At 67.4% G+C, this 22,777-nt stretch carries 17 protein-coding genes; 8 read left to right on the top strand and 9 right to left on the bottom strand.

What is annotated here, in order from left to right; translation table 11 throughout:
• Positions 1–127: 127 nt before the first annotated feature.
• The 3 genes from EER30_RS47790 to EER30_RS45560 form a co-directional block, all read right to left on the bottom strand.
• Complete coding sequence (locus EER30_RS47790; protein ID WP_164842773.1) at positions 128–292, bottom strand: hypothetical protein; 165 nt, start codon at positions 290–292, stop codon at positions 128–130.
• A 105-nt stretch (positions 293–397) separates the two neighbouring features.
• Positions 398–1,621, bottom strand: a complete 1,224-nt coding sequence (locus EER30_RS45555; protein WP_127509251.1) for a L,D-transpeptidase — start codon at positions 1,619–1,621, stop codon at positions 398–400.
• 34 nt (positions 1,622–1,655) lie between these two features.
• Positions 1,656–1,934: a hypothetical protein gene (locus EER30_RS45560; RefSeq protein ID WP_127509254.1), complete on the bottom strand. Its 279-nt coding sequence runs from the start codon at positions 1,932–1,934 to the stop codon at positions 1,656–1,658.
• A gap of 19 nt (positions 1,935–1,953) precedes the next feature.
• Here EER30_RS45560 and EER30_RS45565 point away from each other — a divergent pair, with 19 nt between their 5' ends.
• A complete protein-coding gene (locus EER30_RS45565; RefSeq protein WP_127509257.1) occupies positions 1,954–4,596 on the top strand; it encodes an ATP-binding protein in 2,643 nt (880 codons plus the stop codon).
• Between the two features lie 278 nt (positions 4,597–4,874).
• A complete protein-coding gene (locus EER30_RS45570) occupies positions 4,875–7,526 on the top strand; it encodes an AAA family ATPase (RefSeq protein WP_127509260.1) in 2,652 nt (883 codons plus the stop codon).
• A gap of 13 nt (positions 7,527–7,539) precedes the next feature.
• Here EER30_RS45570 and EER30_RS45575 read toward each other — a convergent pair whose 3' ends face one another.
• Positions 7,540–7,860 carry a TetR family transcriptional regulator C-terminal domain-containing protein gene (locus EER30_RS45575; protein ID WP_127509263.1) on the bottom strand — a complete coding sequence of 107 codons (321 nt, stop codon included), beginning with the start codon at positions 7,858–7,860 and terminating at the stop codon, positions 7,540–7,542.
• Positions 7,861–8,202: 342 nt separating this feature from the next.
• Between EER30_RS45575 and EER30_RS45580 the strand changes: the two genes are divergently transcribed.
• Together EER30_RS45580 and EER30_RS45585 are read left to right on the top strand one after the other, a co-directional pair.
• The gene (locus tag EER30_RS45580; protein ID WP_127509265.1) at positions 8,203–9,747 is read left to right on the top strand and encodes a tannase/feruloyl esterase family alpha/beta hydrolase; all 1,545 of its coding nucleotides are present in this window, start codon (positions 8,203–8,205) and stop codon (positions 9,745–9,747) included.
• A 127-nt stretch (positions 9,748–9,874) separates the two neighbouring features.
• Positions 9,875–10,234 (top strand): nuclear transport factor 2 family protein, encoded by a 360-nt coding sequence (locus EER30_RS45585; protein WP_127509268.1) that lies wholly within the window; start codon positions 9,875–9,877, stop codon positions 10,232–10,234.
• Positions 10,235–10,349: 115 nt separating this feature from the next.
• Here the strand turns inward: EER30_RS45585 and EER30_RS45590 are convergent, their stop codons facing one another.
• The 4 genes from EER30_RS45590 to EER30_RS45610 all read right to left on the bottom strand — a co-directional run bounded on the left by EER30_RS45590 (position 10,350) and on the right by EER30_RS45610 (position 16,048).
• Positions 10,350–11,528, bottom strand: a complete 1,179-nt coding sequence (locus EER30_RS45590; protein WP_127509271.1) for an MFS transporter — start codon at positions 11,526–11,528, stop codon at positions 10,350–10,352.
• Between the two features lie 46 nt (positions 11,529–11,574).
• Complete coding sequence (locus EER30_RS45595; protein ID WP_127509274.1) at positions 11,575–12,792, bottom strand: epoxide hydrolase family protein; 1,218 nt, start codon at positions 12,790–12,792, stop codon at positions 11,575–11,577.
• Positions 12,793–12,817: 25 nt separating this feature from the next.
• On the bottom strand, positions 12,818–13,276 hold the full coding sequence (locus EER30_RS45600; RefSeq protein ID WP_127509277.1) for a nuclear transport factor 2 family protein: 459 nt from the start codon (positions 13,274–13,276) through the stop codon (positions 12,818–12,820).
• A 744-nt stretch (positions 13,277–14,020) separates the two neighbouring features.
• On the bottom strand, positions 14,021–16,048 hold the full coding sequence (locus tag EER30_RS45610; RefSeq protein ID WP_164842774.1) for an ATP-binding protein: 2,028 nt from the start codon (positions 16,046–16,048) through the stop codon (positions 14,021–14,023).
• Between the two features lie 823 nt (positions 16,049–16,871).
• Here EER30_RS45610 and EER30_RS45615 point away from each other — a divergent pair.
• The 4 genes from EER30_RS45615 (at position 16,872) to EER30_RS45630 (ending at position 21,547) form a co-directional block, all read left to right on the top strand.
• Entirely contained in the window at positions 16,872–17,648 is a 777-nt protein-coding gene (locus EER30_RS45615; protein WP_127509282.1) for a restriction endonuclease, read from the top strand.
• Positions 17,649–17,715: 67 nt separating this feature from the next.
• Complete coding sequence (locus EER30_RS45620; RefSeq protein WP_127509285.1) at positions 17,716–18,558, top strand: VWA domain-containing protein; 843 nt, start codon at positions 17,716–17,718, stop codon at positions 18,556–18,558.
• Between the two features lie 20 nt (positions 18,559–18,578).
• On the top strand, positions 18,579–19,367 hold the full coding sequence (locus EER30_RS45625) for a hypothetical protein (protein ID WP_127509288.1): 789 nt from the start codon (positions 18,579–18,581) through the stop codon (positions 19,365–19,367).
• Between the two features lie 14 nt (positions 19,368–19,381).
• Positions 19,382–21,547, top strand: a complete 2,166-nt coding sequence (locus tag EER30_RS45630; protein WP_127509291.1) for a protein kinase domain-containing protein — start codon at positions 19,382–19,384, stop codon at positions 21,545–21,547.
• A gap of 318 nt (positions 21,548–21,865) precedes the next feature.
• Here the strand turns inward: EER30_RS45630 and EER30_RS45635 are convergent.
• Positions 21,866–22,777: RNaseH domain-containing protein (locus tag EER30_RS45635; RefSeq protein ID WP_127509294.1), on the bottom strand; the 912-nt coding region annotated here is incomplete at its 5' end.

Genomic DNA, 22,777 nt, shown 5'->3' on the forward strand with positions numbered 1-22,777 from the left:
ACGAGGACGCACAGCACTACGACGTGGAGCACCTGTCACACCCATACCCAGACCAACACATCGATCATGATCAGAGTGACGGGCATTCACTCCAAAGCATGTGCGAAGTCCAGGACTAGAACTAGAACTAGACGAGACTTTCGAGCAGCGGTACGGCCTCCGACACCGGCGGCAGCGCCCCGATCTCGTTGGCGATCACGCGGGCGGTCTGCCGGAAAGCCGGGTCCTCGAGCACCCGGGAGACGGCCTCGATCAACGCGGCGGTGTCGAGCTTCCCGTCGACGAGCGGCACGCACAGTCCCGCACCGGGCCTGGGCGAAGGACGAGGCCCGGAATGGATGTTCCCCACAGTCGGCTGCACGAAATGAACTCTGTCGTCCGGGCCGGCCGGGTGGGCCTAGCTGCCGTACTTGTCGAACGGGACCGTCCAGTCGCCCAGGCCGTTCCAGATCGGGAGGTCGCGCGGGGTGTTCTTGACGTCGACGATGTCGCCGATCAGGAAGTTGTTGTAGACCCACTTGGCGTCGGCGGTGCTGAGGTTGATGCAGCCGTGCGACAGGTTCGCCCGGCCCAGCGAGCCGTTCCAGGGCGCGGCGTGCAGGTATTCGCCGGAGTAGCTGATGCGGGTGCAGAACTCGACGTTCTCCGACACGTAGTAGTTCGGGTTCTTCGGGTCGGCGACGCCGTAGCTGGCCGAGCTCATCGTGTGTTTGCGCTTCTTGCCCAGTACGACGTGGGGGCCGCCCGCGGTCCAATAGCTGATGCGCGCGCCGCTCGGGGTGGTCATGCCGCCGCCCTTGCCGAGGCTGCTCTTCATTGTGCGGACGAGTTTGCCGTTGATGTAGACCTTGGTGAGGTGGCTCTTGTTGTCGCTGATCGCGATCAGCTGACGGCCGATCTGGAAATGCGTCGACGCGTTCTTACCGCCGTACGTGGTCTTGCCGAGCTTGACGCCGAACATGTTGACGTTTACTTCGATCTTCGTGCCGGCGGCCCAGTATTTCGCCGGACGCCAGTGCACCGTGCGGCTGTCGCGCCAGTAGAACTTGCCTTCCACCGCGGGCGTGGTCTTGATCTCGATGGCTTTCTCGGCCGCGTCCTTGTTGACGGCGCGGTTGAACGCGACGATGACCGGCTGCCCCGCGCCGTACGTCGCGCCCTTGTCGAGAATGACCATGGCGTTGGCCTGGAACGTGACCTTCGCGGTGTTCCCCGGCTTCAGAGTGGTGAAGGTCGTGTCCTCAGTGGTCTCCACGCCCTTGCTGTCGGTGGCCTTGACGGACACCGTGTATTTCTTGCCGTACGCGAGGTCGCCGGTCGACTGCCAGGTCCCGTCCTCCTGCAGCGCGCCGTCGATCTTCGTCCCGCCGGCGGTGACGGTGACCGACTGGATTTTGCCGTCGGCGGCGCTGACGACGATCGGTTTCGCCGGTGAATGCCCGGTGTTCCCGTTCGTCGGTGTCACGCTCAGCCGGACCGGCGCGGCGACTGTCTGAAGGTCGTCGGCCGACCCGACCCACGTCGTGGCTCCGCCGCCCTTGCCGGACTTGGAGCATCCGGCCACCACGGCGGCCACCGCGGCGCTTATCGCACCGAAGATCACTTTGCGTCGCTGAATCATGACTCTCGCAATCGAGGGATGCCAACCGGCGCCGTTAACGGGCCCGCAGAGAGAGACGCGAGCCGGTCGCGAAACGTTGCTTCGCATTCGAAAGGGAGATCATGGTGACAGATTTGAATCTCGGTGGGTAGACCGCATCGACGCTCGGAAGATCGCGGGGGCTCAGCAGTGAGGCCACGAAGCCGGCGGCCGACGGAATGACCAGCAGCAGACCCGCCGCCGTGAGGAACCCGCCGAGCGGGGGACGGCGAGCGGCCTGGAGGCGGTGGGTCAGCGCGAGATTCGTGATGTTGCTCGTTGTCCGGGCAAGCATCCGGGCCGACGATGAGGGCATGGTGCTGGGACGGGACCGCGAACGGGCGACACTGCAACGACTGCTCGACGAGGCAGGCCGGGGTCGCAGCGCCGTCCTGGTCGTGCACGGCGAGCCCGGCATCGGCAAGACCGCGCTGATCGACGACTTCGCCGCCGGCGCGACCGGCTTTCGCGTGCTGCGGGCCACCGGCGTCGAGGCCGAGCTCGATCTGCCGTACGCGGCCCTGCATCAGCTCTGCGCCGGTCTGCCCGACGACCGGCTGCCCGACCCGCAGCGAGACGCCCTGCACATCGCATTCGGCACCCGGGAGGGTCAGCCCGACCCGTTCCTGCTCGGTCTCGCGACCCTCACCCTGATCTCCGAGGCCGCCGCCGCCCGTCCCGTGCTCTGCGTCGTCGACGACGCGCAGTGGGTCGACCGGGCCTCGCTCCAGACGTTCGCCTTCGTCGCCCGGCGGCTGGCCACCGAGTCCACGCTGATGATCTTCACGGTCCGGGACGACGTGCCCGTCCTGCGGGGCCTGCCCGACCTTCATCTGCGGGGACTGGCCGACACCGACGCCCGCGCTCTGCTGGCCTCGGTCGTACGGTGGCCTCTCGACGAATCCGTGCGAACAGCGATCCTTGCTGAGGCCCGCGGCAACCCGCTGGCCCTGCTGGAGTTCCCCCGCGACCCCGCGCTGCTCGCCGGGGGCTTCGGGCTCCCGGAGGCGGCCGGGGACCGTCTCGAGCACAGCTTCCGCCGCCGCCTCGACGACCTGTCGCCCGAGGCACGCCGTATGCTGCTGCTGGCCGCCGCGCATCCAGCCGGCGATTCGACGGTCTTCTGGCGGGCCGCCCGCGCCCTGAACCTCGACGAGGTGCCCGACCTGCTGACGGTGGGCGTCCGGGTGGCATTCCGGCATCCGCTGGTCCGCTCGGCCGTCTATGGCTCGGCCGAACCGAACGAAAGACGCCTCGTGCACGCCGCGCTGGCCGAGGCCGCGATCGACCCGGACCGCCGCGCGTGGCACCGGGCACAGGCCGCCGAGGGGCCCGACGAATCCGTGGCGGCCGAGCTGGTCGCCTCGGCCGGTCGAGCCCGGGCCCGTGGTGGCATGGCCGCGTCAGCCGCCTTCCTCGACCGCGCCGCGAGCCTGACCGCCGACCCGGGCCTGCGAGCCGACCGCGAACTGGCCGCGGCCCGCGCGACCTATCAGGCCGGCGCTCCCGAAGCGGCCGTCCGCCTGCTCGCGGGGGCCGAGGCGGGACCGCCCGACGAGCTCCGCGACGCGCGCATCACCCTGCTGCGCGGACAGATGGCCTTCTCGATGCCGGGTGGCGACGCGCCCACACTGCTGCTGGACGCCGCCCGCCGCTTGGAGAAGCTCGACGTACGCCTGGCCCGTGAGACCTATCTGGACGCGTTCGCCGCCGCCATCCTCGCCGGCCGGTTCGGCGGCGACGCCCTGGCCGACATCGCCCGCGCGGCCAAAGACGCGCCGCCCGCCGAGTCGAGCGGCCCCGACCAGCTCCTCGACGGCCTGGCCGTGCTGTTCACCGAGGGCTTCGCGACCGGAACGCCGCTGGTCCGCGAGGCCCTGGCCGCGATCCAGCGTGACGAGTTACGGCTCGACGAGGCGATGCACTGGCTCTACCTGATCGGCCACTTGTCGTACACGACCTGGGACGACACCGTCTGGCACGCGCTGATCTCACGCTACCTCGACCTGGTGCGCGAGGCCGGTGCGCTGGCCCGCCTGCCCTATCTGGCCTCGCATCGGATGGGCCTGCACCTGCACCGCGGGGAACTCGATCTGGCCGGCGCGCTCGTCGAAGAGCTCGAAGCGGTCGACGCCGCCACCGGCACGGGCCGGCCCGCGTACGCCGCCCTGGCCGTCGCCGCCTGGAAGGGAGAGACGACCAAGGCGTTGCGCCTGATCGAGACGCTCACGCCCGAGGTGATCGCCCGTCGCGAAGGCGCGGTGCTGACGATGGTCGAATACTGCAGCGCGCTGCTGCACAACTCGCTGGGCGACTACGCCACCGCCCACGCCGCGGCTTCGCGAGCCACCGAACACGCGCTGGAGACCGGCTTCGTCAACAACGCGCTGGCCGAGCTCGTCGAGGCCGCCAGCCGCCTCGGCGACTTCCCGGCGGCGCAACGGGCCCTGGAACGGCTGGCCGAGCGGACCACCCCGAGCGGCACCAGCTGGGCCCTGGGCGTCGAGGCCCGCTCCCGCGCCCTGGTCACCGGCGACGAGCGCCTCTACCGTTCGGCGATCGACCACCTCACCGGTTCACCGGGCGCGTTCTCCCTGGCCAGGGCCCACCTCGTCTACGGCGAATGGCTCTCCGACCAACGACGACGAGATGATTCCCGTACGCAGCTCCGCCAGGCCCACGACCAGTTCGTGTCGTTCGGAGCGGAAGCCTTCGCCGACCGCACCCGCCGCGCCCTGGCCACCGTCGGCGACACCCCGAAACCCGGCCGCGCTACCGACACCAACGGTCTGACCGAACAGGAACGCCAAATCGCGCGACGGGCGGCCGACGGCCTGTCCAACGCCCAGATCGGCGCCGAGCTCTTCCTCAGCCCCCGCACAGTCGAATGGCACCTGCGCAAGGTCTTCACGAAGCTCGGCATAACCAACCGGCGCGGACTCCGCCGCCCGGCCTGACCAGCACTTCATCGCGCTCCGAGGACGACGGTGGTTGAGCGCGAACGCGACGCGGGCCCGCAGTTGTTCGACTTCGGCTCGCTGCAGTGAGGTCAGCGGCGTGAGCTGGGCGTCGTTCAATTGACGCGAGACGCGGTCCGGGGCAGCGCGAGCACGGCTGGTTCGGATGGGGCCGCTGTGTCGTCTGGGTCGGGGCGGTAGGCACCGAAGGTGCAGAGTTCCGGGCCTGTGCAGCGGTAGTCGTTGCCGACGCAACCATCGACGTTGACCATGAGGGCATGGTGCTGGGGCGTGTCAGGGAACAGGCGACCTTGAACCGGTTGCTCAGGGAGGCGCGGCGGGGTTCCAGTTCCGCCCTGGTCGTGTGGGGTGAGCCCGGTATCGGTAAGACCGCGCTGCTCGACGAGCTCGCTGCCGGGGCGAACGGCTACCGCGTTCTTCGGGTCACCGGGGCGGAGGCTGAGCTTGACCTGCCCTACGCCGCCTTGCACCAGATGTGTCACGACCTGCCGGACGATCGTCTGCCCGCTCCGCAGCGTAACGCGCTCCGTGCCGCTTTCGGCCTACGGGAGGGCCCCGCCCCGGACCTGTTGCTGCTCGGTCTCGCCTGCCTCAACCTGATCTCTGAGGCTGCCGCGGTCCGCCCGCTCCTGTGCGTCGTCGACGACGCCCAATGGGTCGACAAGGCTTCACTTCAGCTGCTTGCCTTCGTCGCCCGGCGGCTGACAAATGACCCGGTTCTGATGATTTTCGCGGTGCGGGAGCTCCCGTCTGCTCTGCTGGGCTTCGCCGAGCTGCACGTGCCGGGTCTCGCCGACGTCGACGCACGTGCCCTGCTGGATTCGGTCGTACGCTGGCCGCTCGACCACTCCGTGCGAAACGCCGTCCTCGCCGAGGCTCGGGGCAACCCGCTAGCCCTGCTGGAGCTCCCGCGCGACCCGGCCTTGCTGGCCGGCGGTTTCGGCCTGCCCTCACTGGCCGAAGAACGCCTGGAGCTCAGTTTTCGCCGCCGCCTCGACGACCTCCCGGCGGAGGCCCGCCTGATGCTTCTGCTGGCCGCCGCTCACCCGTCAGGCGATTCGACCGTCTTCTGGCCGGCGGCCCGCGCATTGGGCCTGACCGAGGTGCCCGACCTGTTGACCGTCGGCACCAGGGTCTCGTTCCGTCATCCCCTGGTCCGCTCCGCGGTCTATCGCGCCGCGACCCCGGCCGACCGCCGTCTCGTGCACGGCGTGTTGGCCGAGGCGTCCCATGACCCAGACCGACGCGCGTGGCACCGCGCTCATGCGGCCGACGGCCCGGACGATTCCGTGGCGGCCGAACTTCTCGCTACCGCCGGCCGGGCTCAGACCCGTGGCGGCTTGGCCGCCGCGGCTGTATTCCTGGAGCGTGCCGCGATGCTGACGGTTGACCCGGCACTCAAGGCCGACCGAGAACTGGCGGCGGCCCGTGCGACGTATCAGGCCGGCGCGTCAGAGTCGGCGGCCTATCTGCTCGCCCGGGCCGACGCCGGGCCGCCCGACGAGCTCCGAGCCGCCCGCGCCGTGCTGCTCCGCGGTCAGATGGCCTTCATCACCCCCGACAGCGGTGACGGTCCCGGCCTGCTGCTGGATGCCGCCTGCCGCCTTGAGAAGTTCGATGTACGCCTGGCGCGCGAGACCTACCTGGACGCGTTCGCTTCCGGCGTCATGGTCGGCCGGTTCGGCGGTGACAGCCTGGCCGACATCGGCCGCGCCGCCCGGGACGCCCCGGCCCCTGCCACGCCCAGCGGCCCCGATCAGCTCCTCCACGGCCTCGCCGTCTTGTTCACCGAGGGTTTCGCCGCCGGCACTCCGTTCATCCGTGCAGCCCTCGCCACCCTCCACCACGACGACCTGCTGCTCGGTAACGCGATGCACTGGGTATTCCTGGTCGGTCACCTTTCGTACACGACGTGGGATGACGCCGCATGGTCCGCGCTGATCGCCCGTTCGCTGGACATCGTGCGCAAGGCCGGCGCGCTCGCGCACCTGCCCTATCTGGCCTCTCAGCGGATGGCGCTGTACCTGCACTGCGGGGAGTTCGCGCGGGCAGCGGCGCTGGTCGAGGAGCTCGAAGCCGTCGAGGCTGCGACCGGAACGGGCATGCCCCCGTACGGGGCTCTGCTCGTCGCCGCCTGGCAGGGAGACACCGCGAAAGCATCATCTCTGATCAAAACCCTTACCCCCGAGGTGACCGCCCGACGGGAGGGCGCGGCGCTGACGACGGTGCAGACGAGCAGTGCGGTACTGCACAACGGGTTGGGGGACTTCGCCACGGCCCGCGCCGCGGCCGAGCAGGCGACGGCGCGCCCGATGGAGACCGGTCTGGTCAACGCCGCCTTGATCGAACTTGTCGAGGCTGCCGCTCGCCTGGGCGACCAGCCGGCGGCGGCGCGCGCCTTGGAACGGCTGGTCGAGCGGACCGCCCCGAGCGGAACCGCCTGGGCCCGCGGTGTCGAGGCCCGCTCCCGAGCCTTGGTCAGCGGAAACGAACGCGACTACCGCGATGCGATCGACCACCTTTCCCGCTCACTGGGCGCCTCCTCCATCGCCCGGGCCCATCTCATCTACGGCGAGTGGCTCACCGATCAGGGCCGCGAAGAAGAATCCCGTACGCAGCTCCGTCAGGCCCTCGGCATGTTCACCGCGTTCGGAGCGGAGGCTTTCGCCGACCGCACCCGCCGCGCCCTGGTCGCTGTGGGCGACGTCCCGCGGCCTGGCCGCGCCACCGGCGGCAGCGACCTGACCGGCCAGGAGCGGCAGATCGCGGACAGGGCCGCCGACGGCCTGTCCAACGCCGAGATCGGCGCCGAGTTGTTCCTCAGTCCGCGAACCATCGAGTGGCACCTGCGGAAGATCTTCACGAAGCTCGGCGTCCCGAACCGCCGCGCCTTGCGCCGGCCAAGGTAGCGTCGCGGCCGGGTCAAAGCAGGCCTGATCCTTTGAGGCGCTCGATCGCGAGATCCACGGCGGCCTCCAGATAGTCGGTGCGCCCGGTGCTGGACATCAGGAGGACCCCTCCCTGGATGCCGGCGATCAGACTGGTGGCCACGCGGGCGGCGTCGATCTCGGGCGCGATTTCTCCGGTGGCCTGCATGTGGCGGATGCCACCGGCGAGCGACGTCTGCCAGCGATCCATCAGATCGGTCAGAATGGACCGGGCGGCCGGGGCGCGGCGGCCCGTGTCGCCGAGCAGACCTCGCAACGGGCAACGATCGCCTTGCGACACGTAGCGGTCGATCAAGAGGTTTCGCCATCGCTGCCAGGCTTCCCAGGAGGTCAGCTCGCTCAGGTACGGTTCCTGGTCGCACCGATGACCAGGCCAGGGCTGACGATCCAGGTCGTCTCGGCCTCCTGCTCGGTTCCGCCGTCGGGGTCGTCGAGCGCTACCGCAGTCAGCCGATCAAGCGGCGCCGGACCATGATGCCACTCACCGAGTGTGACGAGATCTACACGTTTCCTCAGGTTTCAGAATCGACATCACCCAGTGACGCCCACGCGCTGGTGCCCCCCGCGATCGGCTAGGGCCGGGACCAGGGACGCACCCTGGGGCGAGCGCTGTGCCCTTCCCGTGAGGGTGATGGGCATGAAGCGACGCCTGATCATCCTGATGGCCGCCGCGGTTCCGGCCACCGCAGTGCTTGTGCCGGCCGCAGCCAATGCGGTCAACCGCGACAGCGCCCCAGTAGCGGCAAAGCCCGCCGCCTCCTGTACCGCTATGCCCGTCTCCGCCCCTTCCGGTACCAAGGTGGTGTCGGTCAAGGCGGTGGCCCGGGCGGGCGGGGACTTCACGTTCCCCCAGACGCCTGGCCTGCCGCCCGTGCCGCCGATCAACGACGTGCCGGCTTGGTGCGACGTCAACGTTGTGGTGACCCACCCCGGCGCCAAGGACAGCGTGAAAATCAAGATCTCATTGCCGCAGGACAAGAAAGATTGGAACGGGCGCTTCCAGGCCACCGGTGGCAGCGCCTACTCCGCCGGTGACGTCAGCGATCTGAGCGTCGCGCTGATCGCCGCGGTCAAGGGCGGCTTCGCCGGCGCGGCCACCGACGCCGGGGTCGGCGCCAAGGGTGCCACCGACGCCAGCTGGGGCCTCACCGCCGACGGCAAGATCAACGAGGGTCTGCTCACCAACTTCGCCTCCCGCTCGGTGCACGACCTGGCGGTCATCGGCAAGAGCGTGACGACCGGGTTCTACAAGCGTGCCGCGTCGTACTCGTACTTCACCGGGTGCTCCACGGGCGGCCGCCAGGGCTACGCCGAGGCCCAGAACTACCCGAAGGACTTCGACGGCATTCTCGCGAACGCCCCGGCGATCGAGTGGAACCGCTTCGAGATCGCGACCCTGTGGTCGCAGGCGGTCTTCAACGAGGAGAAGGTCGCGCCGTCGCAGTGCGAGCTGGCCGCCTTCAACACCGCCGCGGTCGCCGCCTGCGACACCGTCGACGGTGTCAAGGACGGTGTCATCGCCGACCCGCAGGCCTGCTCGTGGGACGCCCGTCAGCTGGTCGGCAAGAAGGTCGTCTGCGACGGCAACGAACTCACCATCTCCAAGCAGCTCGCCACCGCGGTCAACAAGATCTGGGCCGGGCCGGTGACAACCTCCGGCAAGAAGCTCTGGTACGGACAGAACAAGGGCTCGTCCTTCGCGTTCATCGCCAACCCGGGCAAGCCGTTCGCCGTGCCGGATCAGTGGGCCAAGTACTTCGTCACCAAGAACCCCTCGTTCGACGCCACCAAGCTCACCTACGAATCGTTCGAGAAGCTTTTCAACTCGGCGACCCGGCAGTTCGACGGCGTCATCGGCGACCGTGACCCCAACCTGTCGAAGTTCGCCAAGGCCGGCGGCAAGCTGCTCACCTGGCACGGTCAGGCCGACCAGCTGATCCCGACGCAGGGCACGACCGACTACCGCAAGCGCGTCAACGCTGAACTCGGCGGCAGCAAGCGGGTCGACAACTTCTACCGCGTCTTCCTGCTCCCGGGCGTCGACCACTGCGGCACGACGCTGTTCAGCACCGGTGGCCTCGTAAAGCCTGGCGCCGACCTGAACGCCCTGATCAACTGGGTGGAGAACGGCAAGGCCCCGGCCTACCTGCCCACCACCAAGGGCAACGTCCGCCACTCCTGACCGCACCATTGCTTGTGGCGGCCCCGGACTCGTGCCGGGGCCGCCGCGTGCGCGGCGTTCCCCATCACGCTGTTGAACGTGAACGAGGCGCCCGCGTCGGAAATCCGTAGAAGATCACGGAAAGGGAATGAAGATGGTTGTGCGTTACAAGGATGCCCTGAACGACCTGGCGTTCGCCCCGCACGAGCCGGTCGAGACGGCCTTGGACAGGTACTACGCGCCGGACCTCGAGTGGCGTTCTGACGGAGTCGTGAAGGACCGGGCGGCCTTCGGCGCGTTCGTCGCCGGCCTGCAGTCGCAGATCGTCAGCGGCAACGTGACCGTCCTCGACGAATTCGTCGACGGCCACAAGTACGCCCAGCGGCACGTCTATGAGGCCACGCTCACCAACGGCACGACGTTGCGCCGAGAGATCTATCTTTTCGGCGAGTACTCCGAGGACGGCCGCTTCCGCCGCGTCAACGAAACGGGCTTCGACGTCCCCTGACACGTCTTACCCGCAAGGTGGTGGGCTCGCCGCCCAGGCTTTCGCCGTGCAACGGCCCTGGCTGGACGATCTGCCGACCGTGAGCCGAGCGGGTGAACCCGGCTGACGCAGAAAGCTAGCGGGCTCCTGTGGTCTCGCGCTTCGCCGGCTTCTGCTCGCTGCGGGACGGGCCGCGGCGGCCGGCGCTGACCAGCAACAGGGAGACGACGGCGGCCGCGATCAGAAAGGCAGCCGCCCACACATAGGCGGTCTGGTAGCCGTGAACGAGCGCGACGCTCCGCGTGACGGTGGTGTGTGCCGCCAGGTAGCCGGCTGTGGCGTTCGTGGCGACGGTGTTGAGCAGCGCGACACCGATCGAGGCGCCGACCTGCTGCGAGACGTTGATTGTCGCGGAGGCTACGCCGGCGTCGTCGGGGCCGATGCCATAGGTGGCAAGGCTGGTGGCAGGCAGCAGCGCGGCGCCGACACCCACGCCGAGGCCGATCTGTGCCACGAGCAGGGTGGGTGCGAACGGGGTTCCCGCGTCGAGCGATGTCATCAGCAGCACGGAGGCGGCGGCGATGAGGTAGCCGCCGGCCATGACCGTCCGGGCCGACAGGCGGCCCAGCAGCCACGTGCCGAGTGCCGAGGCCCCGATCACCTGGGCGGCGGCGATCGGTAGGAAGGCGACTCCGGTCAGTGCCGGTGAGTAGCCCTTGACCGCTTGGAGGTAGTAGGTAAGGAAAAGGGTGACGGCGAAGAGGCTGAGCAAGCCCAACGTCGCTGACAGGTATGCGCCGGCACGGTTGCGTTCGGTCAGGATGCGCGGCGGCAACAGCGGATCGCGGGTGCGGGCCTGCACCAGCGCGAAGGCGGCCAGCAAGATCACGCCCAGCCCTATCGCGCCGAGTGTGATGCCGTCGGACCATCCGCGGCTGTTCGCCTCCGAGAAGCCGAGGACCAGTGCGACGAGCCCAACGGTCGCCAGGACCGTGCCGGGCAGGTCCAGGCGGGTGCTCCGTTGTGGGCGTGCGTCCCTCGCGACGTAGGCCCAGGCGCCGGCCACTGGGATCAAGCTGAGCGGAATGTTGATGAACAGAGCCCACCGCCAGCTCAGATAGTCAGTGAGCAGACCGCCGAGCAGTAGCCCGATCGCGCCGCCGGAGGTGATGATGGCAGCGAAGAGGCCGAACGCCTTGGCGCGCTCCTTCCCCTCCGGGAAGGCGAGCGAGATCAGTGAGAGCGCGGCCGGTGCGAGCAGGGCGGCGAACAGGCCCTGCAGCGCTCGGGCCGTTGCCAGACATGGGATTTCCAGCTTTCGCGGCTCCGCCCCGTCGGTGGTAGGGCGGAGCCGAAGACGGTCAGCGCAGTTTGCGGAAGGTGTCGCGGAGGTCGGTGGTCCAGGCGTCGGGGTTCTCGTGGGCGCCGAAGTGACCGCCCTTCTGGTGGACCTTCACGTTGACCGGGTTGTACCAGTCGCGGGTAGGGCCGTTCTCGAAGGCCGCGATCCGCTCCTCGGAAGTACGCACCCCGATCGGGTTGACATCGCCGAGCAGCAGGGTGAACCCGGCCGGCGCCTCGATGAGGGGGGTGCGGTCGTGTGACGGGACCCAGGGGTAACGCACCGAGTTGCGGTAGACGCGGATCGACGAGCCGATCGCCTGGTTCACCCAGAAGATGGTGGCCGCGGTGAGGATGAAGTCACGGGGCCAGACCTCGTCGAAGTCGTCGGTCCAGCGGTCGCTCCACGTCTTCCACTTGCGCAGCAGCCACGCCAGCATCCCGGCCGGCGAGTCGTTCCAGCCGTGAGTCACGGTCTGCCCGTCGAGCATGTGCACCGCGACGTGCGCGGCGTACGTGTCGACGAACTTGCGCATGTCGTCCTTGAACATGGGCGGGGAGTCCGGCGGGAGGTCGGCGCCGCCGGTCAGATCCCAGAAACGGTCGCCGCTGAAGATGCCCGGCGCCATCTCCACACCGGTGTGCAGGCCGTACAGGTCTTTCGCGTACTTGTGGCCCAGCTGGGCCTGGACCAGCGCGCCGTAGTCGGAGCCGCCGACGGCGAACTTCTCGTACCCCAGCACGCCGGTCATCAACTCGTGGAAGAGGTCGGCCATCTTCCAGTAGTTCAGGTCGCCGCGGCCCAGCGGCGTCGAGAAGCCGAAGCCGGGCAGGTCGGGCACGATCACGTCGAACGCGTCAGCGGGATTTCCGCCGTAGGCGGCGGGGTCGGCCAAGGGCCGAATGATTTTGTTGTACGCGGTGGACGGCCAAGGCCAACCGTGCAGAAGGAGAAGCGGGATCGGCTTCGGCCCCTTACCCGGCTCGCGGATGAACTGGATCGGCGTGCCGCCGACCTCGACGCGATGCCGGGTGAAGGTGTTGAGCTCCTTCTCAGCCAGTCGCCAGTCGTAACCGTCGGCCCAGTACTCCACCAGCGGCTTGAGATACGCGGTGCCGAGGCCGTAGTACTCGTCCTCGTTGTCGAGGTCCTGGGCGAACCGGGTCGCCCGGAGCCGACGCTTGAGGTCGTCGAGGGCCTCCTGCGGGACGTCGATGGTGTAGCGCTCGAGTTCCATGGAAAGCTGCCTTTCTCGTACGGGTTCAGTTGGTGAAGTCGAGCCGCAGGCGCGTTTGCACCAGCTCCGCGATCTGCCAGGAGCCGTCGACGCGGACGAAGCGCCCGCGGTAGTGCCCGTAGCCGTGCATGCCCCTGAACGGGAAGTCGTCGTTGACCGGGGCGTCGTCGGGACGGACGATGATGTCCTCCATGGCGAAGACACCGTGGGCCTCGGTAGCCGAGGCGACGTCGATCTCGTCGGAGAAGAGATGGTGCACGAGAGTGTCGTCGGGGGAGTTGCTGCCGCCGATGGTCGCGGCGATCTGCTCGCGGCCCTCCATCCGTAGCCAGACCGAGCCGTCTGGCTTGTGCGGCGTAAAGGTGCCCTCTGGCGTGAACAGTGCGGCGAGGTCCTGCCACCGATGGTGGTCGGCGTAGCGGACGTACCGAGCCATCACCCGGCGGATTTCCTCGATGATTTCCAGTCGCTCAACGGTGTCCATGGCGTGCCGTCCTTCTCCTCGTCGTTGCTGATAACGCCAAGGTAGGACGCCAAAAATGGACCGCCCAGTCCATAGATTGGTGTCTCTGGTCACGCCTCCGGTTCCGTTCCGATCTGACCGGTCGCTCGGCCGCCCGGAGCAGGAAGCTGCCGCTTCGTGGCACTGAAGACGAAGGACTGCACAGCTTGATCACCTGTGTCGGGCGCAGGCTTTTCAAACAGTGCGGGAGCCGCGACGAGGAAACCGGAAACGGTCAAGCCGCCAGGCGTCGCCAGGCATGCGCCAGCTCACCGAGCGGCAGAGCTGGGGGAGGCCTACGCCGACCACGGGGCCGAATCCACCGGAAAACGCCCCCGATGTCGAGGGCGTTTTGGCTGGTCTAGATGGTGGGCCGCCGGGGACTCGAACCCCGAACCTATGGATTAAAAGTCCCTAGGTCAGTCCACTCTTCAGCCGAGTAAGAGAATCGGACTTAGTCCTCGCACAGTCCGGCTCCGTCCGGCCTCGTCCGTGGCATCTTCGTCGGATTCTAAGGGCATCAGATGGGCGGAATCCGGCCCCGTCCGGGCGCGTCCGGCCAGGGTACCGAACATCCGAGCGACCACGGAGCGACCGAGCGACCGGTAACTCCAGCCAGACGGGCCTCGCCGAGATTCGGCCAGGCATCGGCACGATGGCCATTCTCGATTAGCGCCTGGCCGGGAGGTCCGCGCATCTCGGAGGTCGCACGTCCGGAGACTTGGGCTAACTCCCGGATCCATCGCCTGTAGCGGCCGGTGCGGAACTGGTCGTGGCATCGTCGGCTTCCGTCGAGGATCGCTGGTCGGGGATGAGCAACTCGGGGATGAGACCGTTGTGGTGAGCGATGAGATATTCCTTCACCTGCTCGACCGTAGGGTCGTGCTCGAACTGTTCTTTGAAGTACTTCAGCCGTTCGTGGCAGTCGTCGATGATCTGCGCCCACGAGCGGAGCCAGACCCGTACGGTCGCCGCGCCCTGCTGGTATTGCCCGATGCAGCCCGGAGGCCGGTCGGTTGACTTGGCTTTGGCTTTCGCGATGTCGGCCATGTCAGTAGTCACCAGCCAGAAGTCCCACTCAACCCGGACATCAGCGAATTGAGGATCGCTGACGACGGCGAGGGCGTAGTCCTCGATCTGGTTGATTTCCTTGTGGCTGACGACAATGGCCGGTGCTTTCAGTTCGACGACCAGATGCTGGCGCCGGTCGTGTTCCTTGCGGGCACGCGAGAGCATCAGGTCAACGATGCCGCCGCGCCCATCGAGGCGGCGGACGGGACTGGGGTAGCGGTTCTCGCGGCCGAGGATGGCCAAATGCCGGTCGAGGACGGCGTCGAGGGATCGATCGGAGACGAGCAAGTTGAAGTGCTCACCGAACACCCACACCTCGTTCTCGAGGATTTTGTGGAGTTGGCTGCGTTCCTTCACTACTTTGCGGACTTCGGGTTCGAAGACCATGTGCTCGAGCGCGGCGAGGAAAGTGAGCCGGTCGGCGACGTTGTTGGAGGCTTTGATGACCGTGGCGAGACTGGTCCGGTCGAGGAGTGTTTTGAGGGTGGCCTTGTCGTCGACCGACAGGCTGAACATCTCGTCCAGCAGGTGATGCATGTTGTCGGGCTGGTGGCGTACGGCTTCGCGCAGCAGCGTCAGGGTGGTGCGCAGTTGCCGGCTGGTGCGGGGAATCTGGCGGTGCACGGTGGTGGCCACCAGGTCGAACGTTTCCCTTTCCACGGTGTCGGTGTCGGTTTCGGCTTCACCGGCGTACGGGTAGACCCCGTCGGCCTTCCACTGCTGAACGACTTCTCGGCGCTGCTCGACTGCGCGTAGCTTGAAGTGTTCCCGAAGCTTGTCGCGGGCTGCGGTGATGAGTGCGCCGACGTGGGAGTCCAGCCGGCCCTCGCCGAGCAGGAAGTCGCCCTGGTGCTCGGGCATGGCGTCCCAGAGCACGTATGCGGTGAAGTTGAACCCTGGCGCTTTGATGTTGACGTCGGTGATGTCGACGGTGATGCCGTCGGCGTCACACAAGTGCAGCTCACGGTCGGTCTTCATCGACCATTCGAGTACACGCAGCATCGCGGTGCGTGGCTGTTCTCCCTCGACGGCGAAGACGATGTCGTACTCGGCGTCGCGCAGGATTGAGGCCTGCGGGTCGATGCGTTCGCCGTTGTAAATCACTTCGACGTCGCGGTACACGGTCAGGTAGGTCGCCAGTTCGGTCGTCAGCGCAGCGACCGACTTCTGATTGGTCAGCTGGTCGAGCCGCGGCGACTGCCGGCCCCACGCTTCGAAGACCGTGCCAGTGGGCTCGTCGGTGGGTTGTGGGGAGGAGATCTCGAAGTCGTTGCGGGCGCCAGCTCCGGCTCGAATGATGGTGCGCTGTCGTCCGCCAATGCCGTCGGCCACCGTAGTCCAGCGGATGTGGTGGCCCAGTGCGTATCCGCGGAGTCGTCCTTGTCCGGTGCTGCCGTGCAGGAACCGGTTCAGGTTCGGGCTACGGCGTGTTCTCTTCTTCCACGAACCGCCGATCCGTTCGAACGCCGGATCGCAGCCCTCCGGCGGAATCCCGGTGCCGTTGTCGATCACCGTGACCTTCTCGACCGCGCCGATCGCCGTCGTCTCCAGGATCACCTCGACCCGAGTGGCCTCGGCGTCCAGGCCGTTCCACACCAGCTCCTTGACCGCCCCGACGGGATCGTTCTCGCGAGCCAGCCGCTCGACGTGGTCCTCTGCCGCTTCAAGATGCACCCGCCGCATGACGGACAGAATGTCACACTCCAGTGACGGAATGCAGCCCCGGTCGATACGTGCACACACGACGCAGGCCGTCCGCGGACCGGCCTGATCGGATTTCTCTGGCGTCCTCCACTCGCAGGCACGGCTGCCGCGTGCCCTGCTCTGGTAACCGCTGAGCGATCTTCGCCGCAACAATAGAATTCCGTTCCCGGCTGATCGGCGTGATGGCAAGTGGTGATGGACAGAGGAGTTGACCTGGCCAAAGGGAGGTCGGTCATGAGTTGCGATGAGACCGTGGGAGTCCTTCGTCGGTGCGGTTGTGTCGATCTGGCTACGGGCGGGCGGTGAGGTGATCGGTGTCCGCAGCTGGCGGATCCGGCGCACGGCAACTGGCATTTCAGCTTCCCGTTGCCCGGCGATCACTGAAGCTCGGCACGGTTGCGGCGCGACGGGTTCTCCGCTGCCCCAGCAGGCGCAGATTGCTCCCGCCCAGGCGCTGAGGTCTGCCGCCCCGGATCCAGCCCACGGCGGACCACCGTCGAGCAGGGCTGCGCCGCTTACTGCAGAGCATGCCGGGCCAGGTCCACCGGTCGACAGCCGCCGGCCACGGCATCCATGTACGCCGGCACCATCCTGCATCTCGGCCACCACACTCTGGCCGGGCTACGACCGGTCGCGAGGTACGTTCCGGCCACGCATTATCTAGCCCGACAAGCGTATTACCAATGGAATGATCTATCGCCCTCCTGACACCTCGACGGTTTGATCGACTTCGATTTTTGTCGTACCCCGCTTTTACAGTCTGGTGACACGCACTCACGTTCTGCGATGTTGGTGGAGGGTCATGGCAACGCGGAGATCGAGGAAGAAATCCGGCGGTGATGGCGGCGGCTGGATCGCCGGTGGGGTGCTCGCCGTGCTGATCGTGCCCGGCGTGGTGGCCGAGCTCGTGCGGGACCATCCCGTCGCGGTTGCCCTGGTCGCCTTCGTTGTCGTGATTGCCCTCGCCGGCGCGGTCTACCTGAAGGTCGAGAAGGCGCGGCGGTTTGCGGAGTACGAGCGCAACGTCGCGGTCACCGACGGGATGAGCGGCACGGAGTTCGAGCACTACATGGCGCGGCTCATGCGGCGTTCCGGGTTCCGGGGCGTTCGCGTGTCCGGCAGGGCCGGTGACATGGGCTGTGATGTGGTCGGCTATACGCCTGACGGCCACAAGGTCGTGGTGCAGTGCAAGCGTTACAGCAACAAGCTGGCCAGCGGTGACGTTCAGAAGTTCGCTGGCACCGCACGCGACATCCACCGCGCAGACTTTCCCTTGCTGGTCACCACCGCCCACGTCACCAACCCGGCGCGCGACATCGCAGGCCGCTGCAACATCCTGCTGGTCGACCGGACGTCCCTGGCGCAGTGGGCCACCACCCTCACGCCGCCGATCAGCGGGTGGCCGGATCGGAAACGGGGTAGGGCTGCAGACAGGCAACCTTCCGGCGGCGCTGCGCAGGCCACATCCGCCATGCCCCCCGGCCCGCGGGCAGCGTCCGCGGCATCTACCGCGGCCGGTCCGCCGGCCGCGAGTTCACCGCCGGTGGCGGACTGGTGGAACGACCACACCACCACCTGAGCCGCATCCCATCCCCGCGTGGCCGCGACCCGGGCCCGCTTCCCTGCCATGCTCGAAAGGTCCGTTCATGCCCTACACCGCCGAGATCAGCCGCTCCAACCCCAGCTGCTTCGTTTTCCTGCTCGACCAGTCGCACTCCATGATCGACACCATCGGAGACGCCGCGGTCCAGCAGCGTAAGGCCGACGTGGTCGCTGACGCCCTCAACCGGCTGCTGCAAGAGTTGGTGATCAAATGCGCCAAGGAGGGCGGCGTCCGTGACTACTTCCAGGTAGCCGTCATCGGCTATGGCGCCGGCGCTGCCTCGGCGTTCGGTGGTGAACTGGCCGGCCGGGATCTGGTCCCGTTGTCCCAGGTCGCCATCCACCCGATGCAGATCGAAACGCGGTCGAAGAAGGTGCCCGACGGTGCTGGCGGCCTGATCGAGCAGTCCACCCGCTTCCCGGTCTGGGTAAAGCCAGTGGCCGCCAACGGCACTCCGATGTGCCAGGCGCTGCAGCACACCCGCAGGCTGGTAGACCAGTTCCTCACCGAGCACCCGGACTGCTTCCCGCCGGTAGTGCTCAACCTCAGCGACGGGGCGTCCACCGACGGCGACCCCGGCCAGGACGCGGCGAAGCTGCGAGAGTTGAGCTCCACCGACGGCAACGTGCTGCTGTTCAACCTGCACGTGTCCACCGAAGGTAGCCAGCCCACGATCTTCCCTGGACAGGACGCCGCCCTGCCCGCCGACGACTACGCGCGGTTGCTGTTCTCGATGAGTTCCCCGTTGCCCGCACACATGCGCGCCTACGCCTCCCAGCAAGGGCTCCCGGTGGACGACAGCAGCCGGGGGTTCGTCTTCAATGCCGATATCACCACGGTGGTGCAGTTCCTTGACATCGGTACCCGCGCCTCGGACCTGCGCTGACCGGGCGAGGGCCAGCCCCGATGCGCGCAAAGATCGCCACCTTCCGGGCGGCTAAGGCCGGCTCAACCTGGAAGGAGTATGAGGACGCCGCCGCGATCGGCCCTCGCCGGTACGAGGAGATCCCCGGGGAGTTCGACGGACCCTGGTTGGCCGCTGCCGTGGCCGACGGCGCCAGCGAGGCGCTCTTGGCCCGGCAGTGGGCCGACGAGCTGGTCGCCCAGTTCACCGAGGCCGAAACCGCCGAGGGCCTGGCCGAGGGCATCACCGCAGCGGCCGGCAGGTGGGATGCCGTCGAGGCCAACTACCGGCAACTACGCGATGAGCAAGGCGAACCGATCGCCTGGTACGAGGAGGACGGCCTGGAACGCGGCTCCTACGCCACCGTCGTCGGCGTCCGTCTACTGCCTGCCACCACCGGCGGGGCCGGGCCCTTACGGGCGTGGGCGCTCGGCGATGCCTGCCTGTTCCACGTGCGCGCAGACTCCCTGATCACCGCGTTTCCGCTCGACGACCCGGCGCTGTTCACTATCGGCCCGGCGCTGGCCCCTTCGCGGCCGAAGAACCCGGCCGTCATCGCCAAGCACGTCGTCCCCCTGTCCACCACCTGGCAGCGCGGAGACGCCCTGCATCTGGCCAGCGACGCCCTCGCCTGCTGGTACCTCACCCAAGCCGCCGAAGGTGCCACACCGTGGCGCACCGTGCAGAGCTTGGACACGGACAACGACTACGACACCTGGGTGCAGGACCTGCGAGTCGGCAAGCTCCTGCGCAATGACGACACCACCCTGCTGCGCATTGACATTCAGTAGCGAGGAGAACAACCGTGGCGCCGCAGCGCACTTCGGCCCTCTACCCCAACGGCAGCGCGTACGTGGGTGCCCTGCAACATCCTCAGACAGCCTTCACTGATCCAGACCTGCGTGCGGGCACCGTCCAGGAAAACGTTCTCGGGTTCCCTGATCCGCGTTCGGGCAACTTCGCCTCGGTCTTCAAAGTCACCAGCCCCACGGGGCAGTGGGCCGTTAAGTGTTTCACTCGGCAGGTCGAGCACCAGCAACAACGCTACGCGGCCATCGATGCGGCACTGAACCGACTCGAGCACGCCGCGCTGGTGCATTTCAACTACCAGCCCGAAGGCGTGAACATCAACGGCACTCGTTACCCCTTGCTGAAGATGCAGTGGGTCGACGCGCAAGAGCTGCTCCGCTGGCTGGAACACCACCACCGCGACCAGGAGAAGGTGTTCCACCTCGCCGGACAGCTCGTCGACCTCGTCCACGCCCTGGAAGACGCCGGCATCGCTCACGGCGACCTGCAGCATGGCAACCTTCTCGTCACCGCTGCCGGGAAGCTGGTTCTGGTCGACTACGACGGCATGTTCGTCCCCGAGCTGGCCGGCTACCCGGCCACCGAGAAGGGCCTGCCCCACTACCAGCATCCGGCCCGCAGCGATGCCGACTACGGCCCCGGCCTCGACCGGTTCTCCGCGTGGGTGATCTACACCAGCCTCTACGCCATCGCCACCCACTCCCCGCTATGGACGGAGCTACGCGAACCAGGCGCCGAACGGCTCCTGTTCACCCACGACGACTTCCTCGACCCGGTGACCTCCACCGCCTTCACTGCGCTACGCACGCTTGGCAACACGCAACTGGCAAAACTCGGCGATGCCCTCGTCTCCTTCGCCCGTAGCCCTCGCCTCGACCGCATCCCCGCCCTGGACCCGCCGGACCTGCTCGGCGTCGCATCCACCACCATCCCCACTCCGCGGACCCCGGGGCCGGACACCGACCAGCTCCCAGACTGGTTGACCGACCATGTTCCACAGACCCGCGCAACAACCACCTCGTCACTGCTGCAGGAAAATGACGATCACAAACTCCCCCTGCAAACCTTCCCCGGCGACAGCCGCCTCATGGCCGCCCGCCTCGCCATCGTCACTGCCCTGCTGGGTGCCGCTGGCGGCGTCTCGGGCAGCCGACTCACCGCGATCAACCCGCTGCTCTGGTACCTACTCGCCCTGACAGCGGTGTTGCTCGTCGCCTGGCTGTACACCCGCCATCCGCAAGTGCACGCACGCCGTCAAGCGCTGCAGGACCACCACGACGCCAAGCAGGCAACCTCAAAGGCGCATCAACAGCTGTCCGGCGCCCAGCACCAACTCGCCGAGTTCGAACAACGATGCCGACAGCACCAGAACGACTTCGACACCACACGTGCGGCCATCGCTCAGAAGTCCAGAGATGCCATGACCGCAGCGAGCAACGTCCTTCGAGCAGCGCTTCAGCAAATCTCCGGGGAGCGCACTGCGCTGGGTGACGGTTCGGGGATGCGGCATGCCGTGCTCGCACGCAAACAGAAGGAACACGTCGGGTACGCCCTCACGAATTCGTTGATCACCAACGACCCGCCGGAGGACATCAACACGCTCCGCACGAAGTACCTGGCCGAAAAGGGAATTCGCTCGGCGGCAGACTTCACTGGCTACTACGTCTCCGACCAGGGAGGGCGGGGGGAACGAACGTATCTTCGCCGTGCTGGCGGCGGGAGTGTCTACGTCAAGCAGATCGGCAAAGGTTGCGCCGCCAATCTCGTCGCCTGGCGCGAGTCCATCGAACAACGAGCCGAACGGAGCGCACCCAAGACTCTTACCGCGTTTGAGGAGAACTGGGTGCGAGGCGAGCTACGCCGGCAACTCGACCTCCTCGACCAGCGCGAGAAGCAGGCTCATCAGCAACGCGATGGCACAGCCCGCGCCGCTCGAGCCGCCGAGCAGGCGGCGTACGCGGAACAAGACGCTCGGCAGAAACGACTACAGGCTGAGACGACCAGCGAACGCAACAACCTGAACCGGCTCAAGACTCGCGCCGAATCAGAGCTGAAAACGTGCCGCATGCATCAAGGCCGGCGAGAAAAGATCGCCGCTTGCTACACCGACATCACTGGTACTCGATTCCTTCAGAGAATGGCATGGATGGCGCGCCGGTAGTCCATCGCCTCGAATTCACCTAGGCGCGGCGTTGAGCAGAGGTCGGCCTGTGCGCGCAGGTATACGTCGCGTCGAGAGAGGCGGCCCCACCTGCCGTTCCACCAGTGTTGTTCGATAACGGCCGCCATGGCGTCCGGAGAGGCGTGCCGAGCTCGAAGCCCTTGAGCCGCCAGCTACCTCGCCCACCGAGGTCGTAGCCGTAGGCGATTGCTGTGTGGATCATGCCTATCCTCGCGTCGCTATGAGTTGGACCGGTCATTCTTCCAACGCGTGCGCGGCCGAGGGTTTTTCAGATGTCCCCGCCCGGGGCCAAGTCGTCTATTCCTCAGAGTTGAGGTCGCTGAGATCTATCTCCTCCTCGATCTCGATGGTGCGCCGGTAGTCCGGATGGTCCTTGTCCATCTTGATGGCGAGGTGGACGGGTGCGGGGTATTGAGTTCTGCCGTCCCAGGAGACTGCGTGGTCGCACAGCCTGGCGGCGGCGATGGCGTAGCGGATCGGGTCGCTCTCGCAGCCGAGGACGACGATCTCCGTGGAGGTGTGGGCGTACCAGGTATGACTTCCGGCTTCGACGTCGGCCGTCCAGCGGCTGGACTTCTCGCCAATGCGGCTGTAACGGCGGCCGCCTTTGAACTGGCGAGGGATGTTGGACAGGATCCAGGTGTTGTGGGAGCCGTCGAGTTGGAAGAGCGCCTCGGTGGTCTTACCGACCGAGGGCCGCTCGGCTTCTGGTCCGTCGTCGGAGGTGGCGGCCTTGAGAGGGTTCACGGCGACCGGCCGCGGCAGGTCCTCTGACCCGGAGGTGACGCGCACTACGGCCAGTGGCCGGTGTCCGCATGAGCGGCTGTAGCCGGGCAGAGCAGGTCGGCCGTTCACCTCGCCGGCTGCATCTGGGCGCAGGTCGAGATTCTTGTTGGCCAGAAGAGGCCACAGCGAGCGGCTGCTGTCGCCGGAGACCAGAACCACGTATCCGGCTGTCGCGTCGAGGTGGGCTCGCAGTTGCCCGAGGGCAGTGTCAATGCTGTCGACCAGACTGCGGTCTTGCCGGCTACCGTCGGGTAGAGGATGCGAGCGGAAGGCGGTGTTCGCGGTGAAGTAGTCCTGCCAGCCGCTAGACACCTTTTGGGGTGGGGGTCTCTTTCGGGTCCATTGTGAGGCTTTTGGGTGATCGACGGGTATGTGTGTTGTCGGGTCTCCTGGTTTTATGCGGTACGGCGATGGCGGTGGTGT

The sequence above is a fragment of the Actinoplanes solisilvae genome, assembly GCF_003999975.1.
Taxonomy (GTDB): Bacteria; Actinomycetota; Actinomycetes; order Mycobacteriales; family Micromonosporaceae; genus Actinoplanes; species Actinoplanes solisilvae.

Coding starts and splice junctions, on each gene's coding strand:
- EER30_RS45555 (WP_127509251.1), bottom strand. CDS start 1,621: ATGATTCAGCGACGCAAAGTGATCTTCGGTGCGATAAGCGCCGCGGTG.
- EER30_RS45560 (WP_127509254.1), bottom strand. CDS start 1,934: ATGCTTGCCCGGACAACGAGCAACATCACGAATCTCGCGCTGACCCAC.
- EER30_RS45565 (WP_127509257.1), top strand. CDS start 1,954: ATGGTGCTGGGACGGGACCGCGAACGGGCGACACTGCAACGACTGCTC.
- EER30_RS45570 (WP_127509260.1), top strand. CDS start 4,875: ATGGTGCTGGGGCGTGTCAGGGAACAGGCGACCTTGAACCGGTTGCTC.
- EER30_RS45580 (WP_127509265.1), top strand. CDS start 8,203: ATGAAGCGACGCCTGATCATCCTGATGGCCGCCGCGGTTCCGGCCACC.
- EER30_RS45585 (WP_127509268.1), top strand. CDS start 9,875: ATGAAGATGGTTGTGCGTTACAAGGATGCCCTGAACGACCTGGCGTTC.
- EER30_RS45595 (WP_127509274.1), bottom strand. CDS start 12,792: ATGGAACTCGAGCGCTACACCATCGACGTCCCGCAGGAGGCCCTCGAC.
- EER30_RS45600 (WP_127509277.1), bottom strand. CDS start 13,276: ATGGACACCGTTGAGCGACTGGAAATCATCGAGGAAATCCGCCGGGTG.
- EER30_RS45610 (WP_164842774.1), bottom strand. CDS start 16,048: ATGCGGCGGGTGCATCTTGAAGCGGCAGAGGACCACGTCGAGCGGCTG.
- EER30_RS45615 (WP_127509282.1), top strand. CDS start 16,872: ATGGCAACGCGGAGATCGAGGAAGAAATCCGGCGGTGATGGCGGCGGC.
- EER30_RS45620 (WP_127509285.1), top strand. CDS start 17,716: ATGCCCTACACCGCCGAGATCAGCCGCTCCAACCCCAGCTGCTTCGTT.
- EER30_RS45625 (WP_127509288.1), top strand. CDS start 18,579: ATGCGCGCAAAGATCGCCACCTTCCGGGCGGCTAAGGCCGGCTCAACC.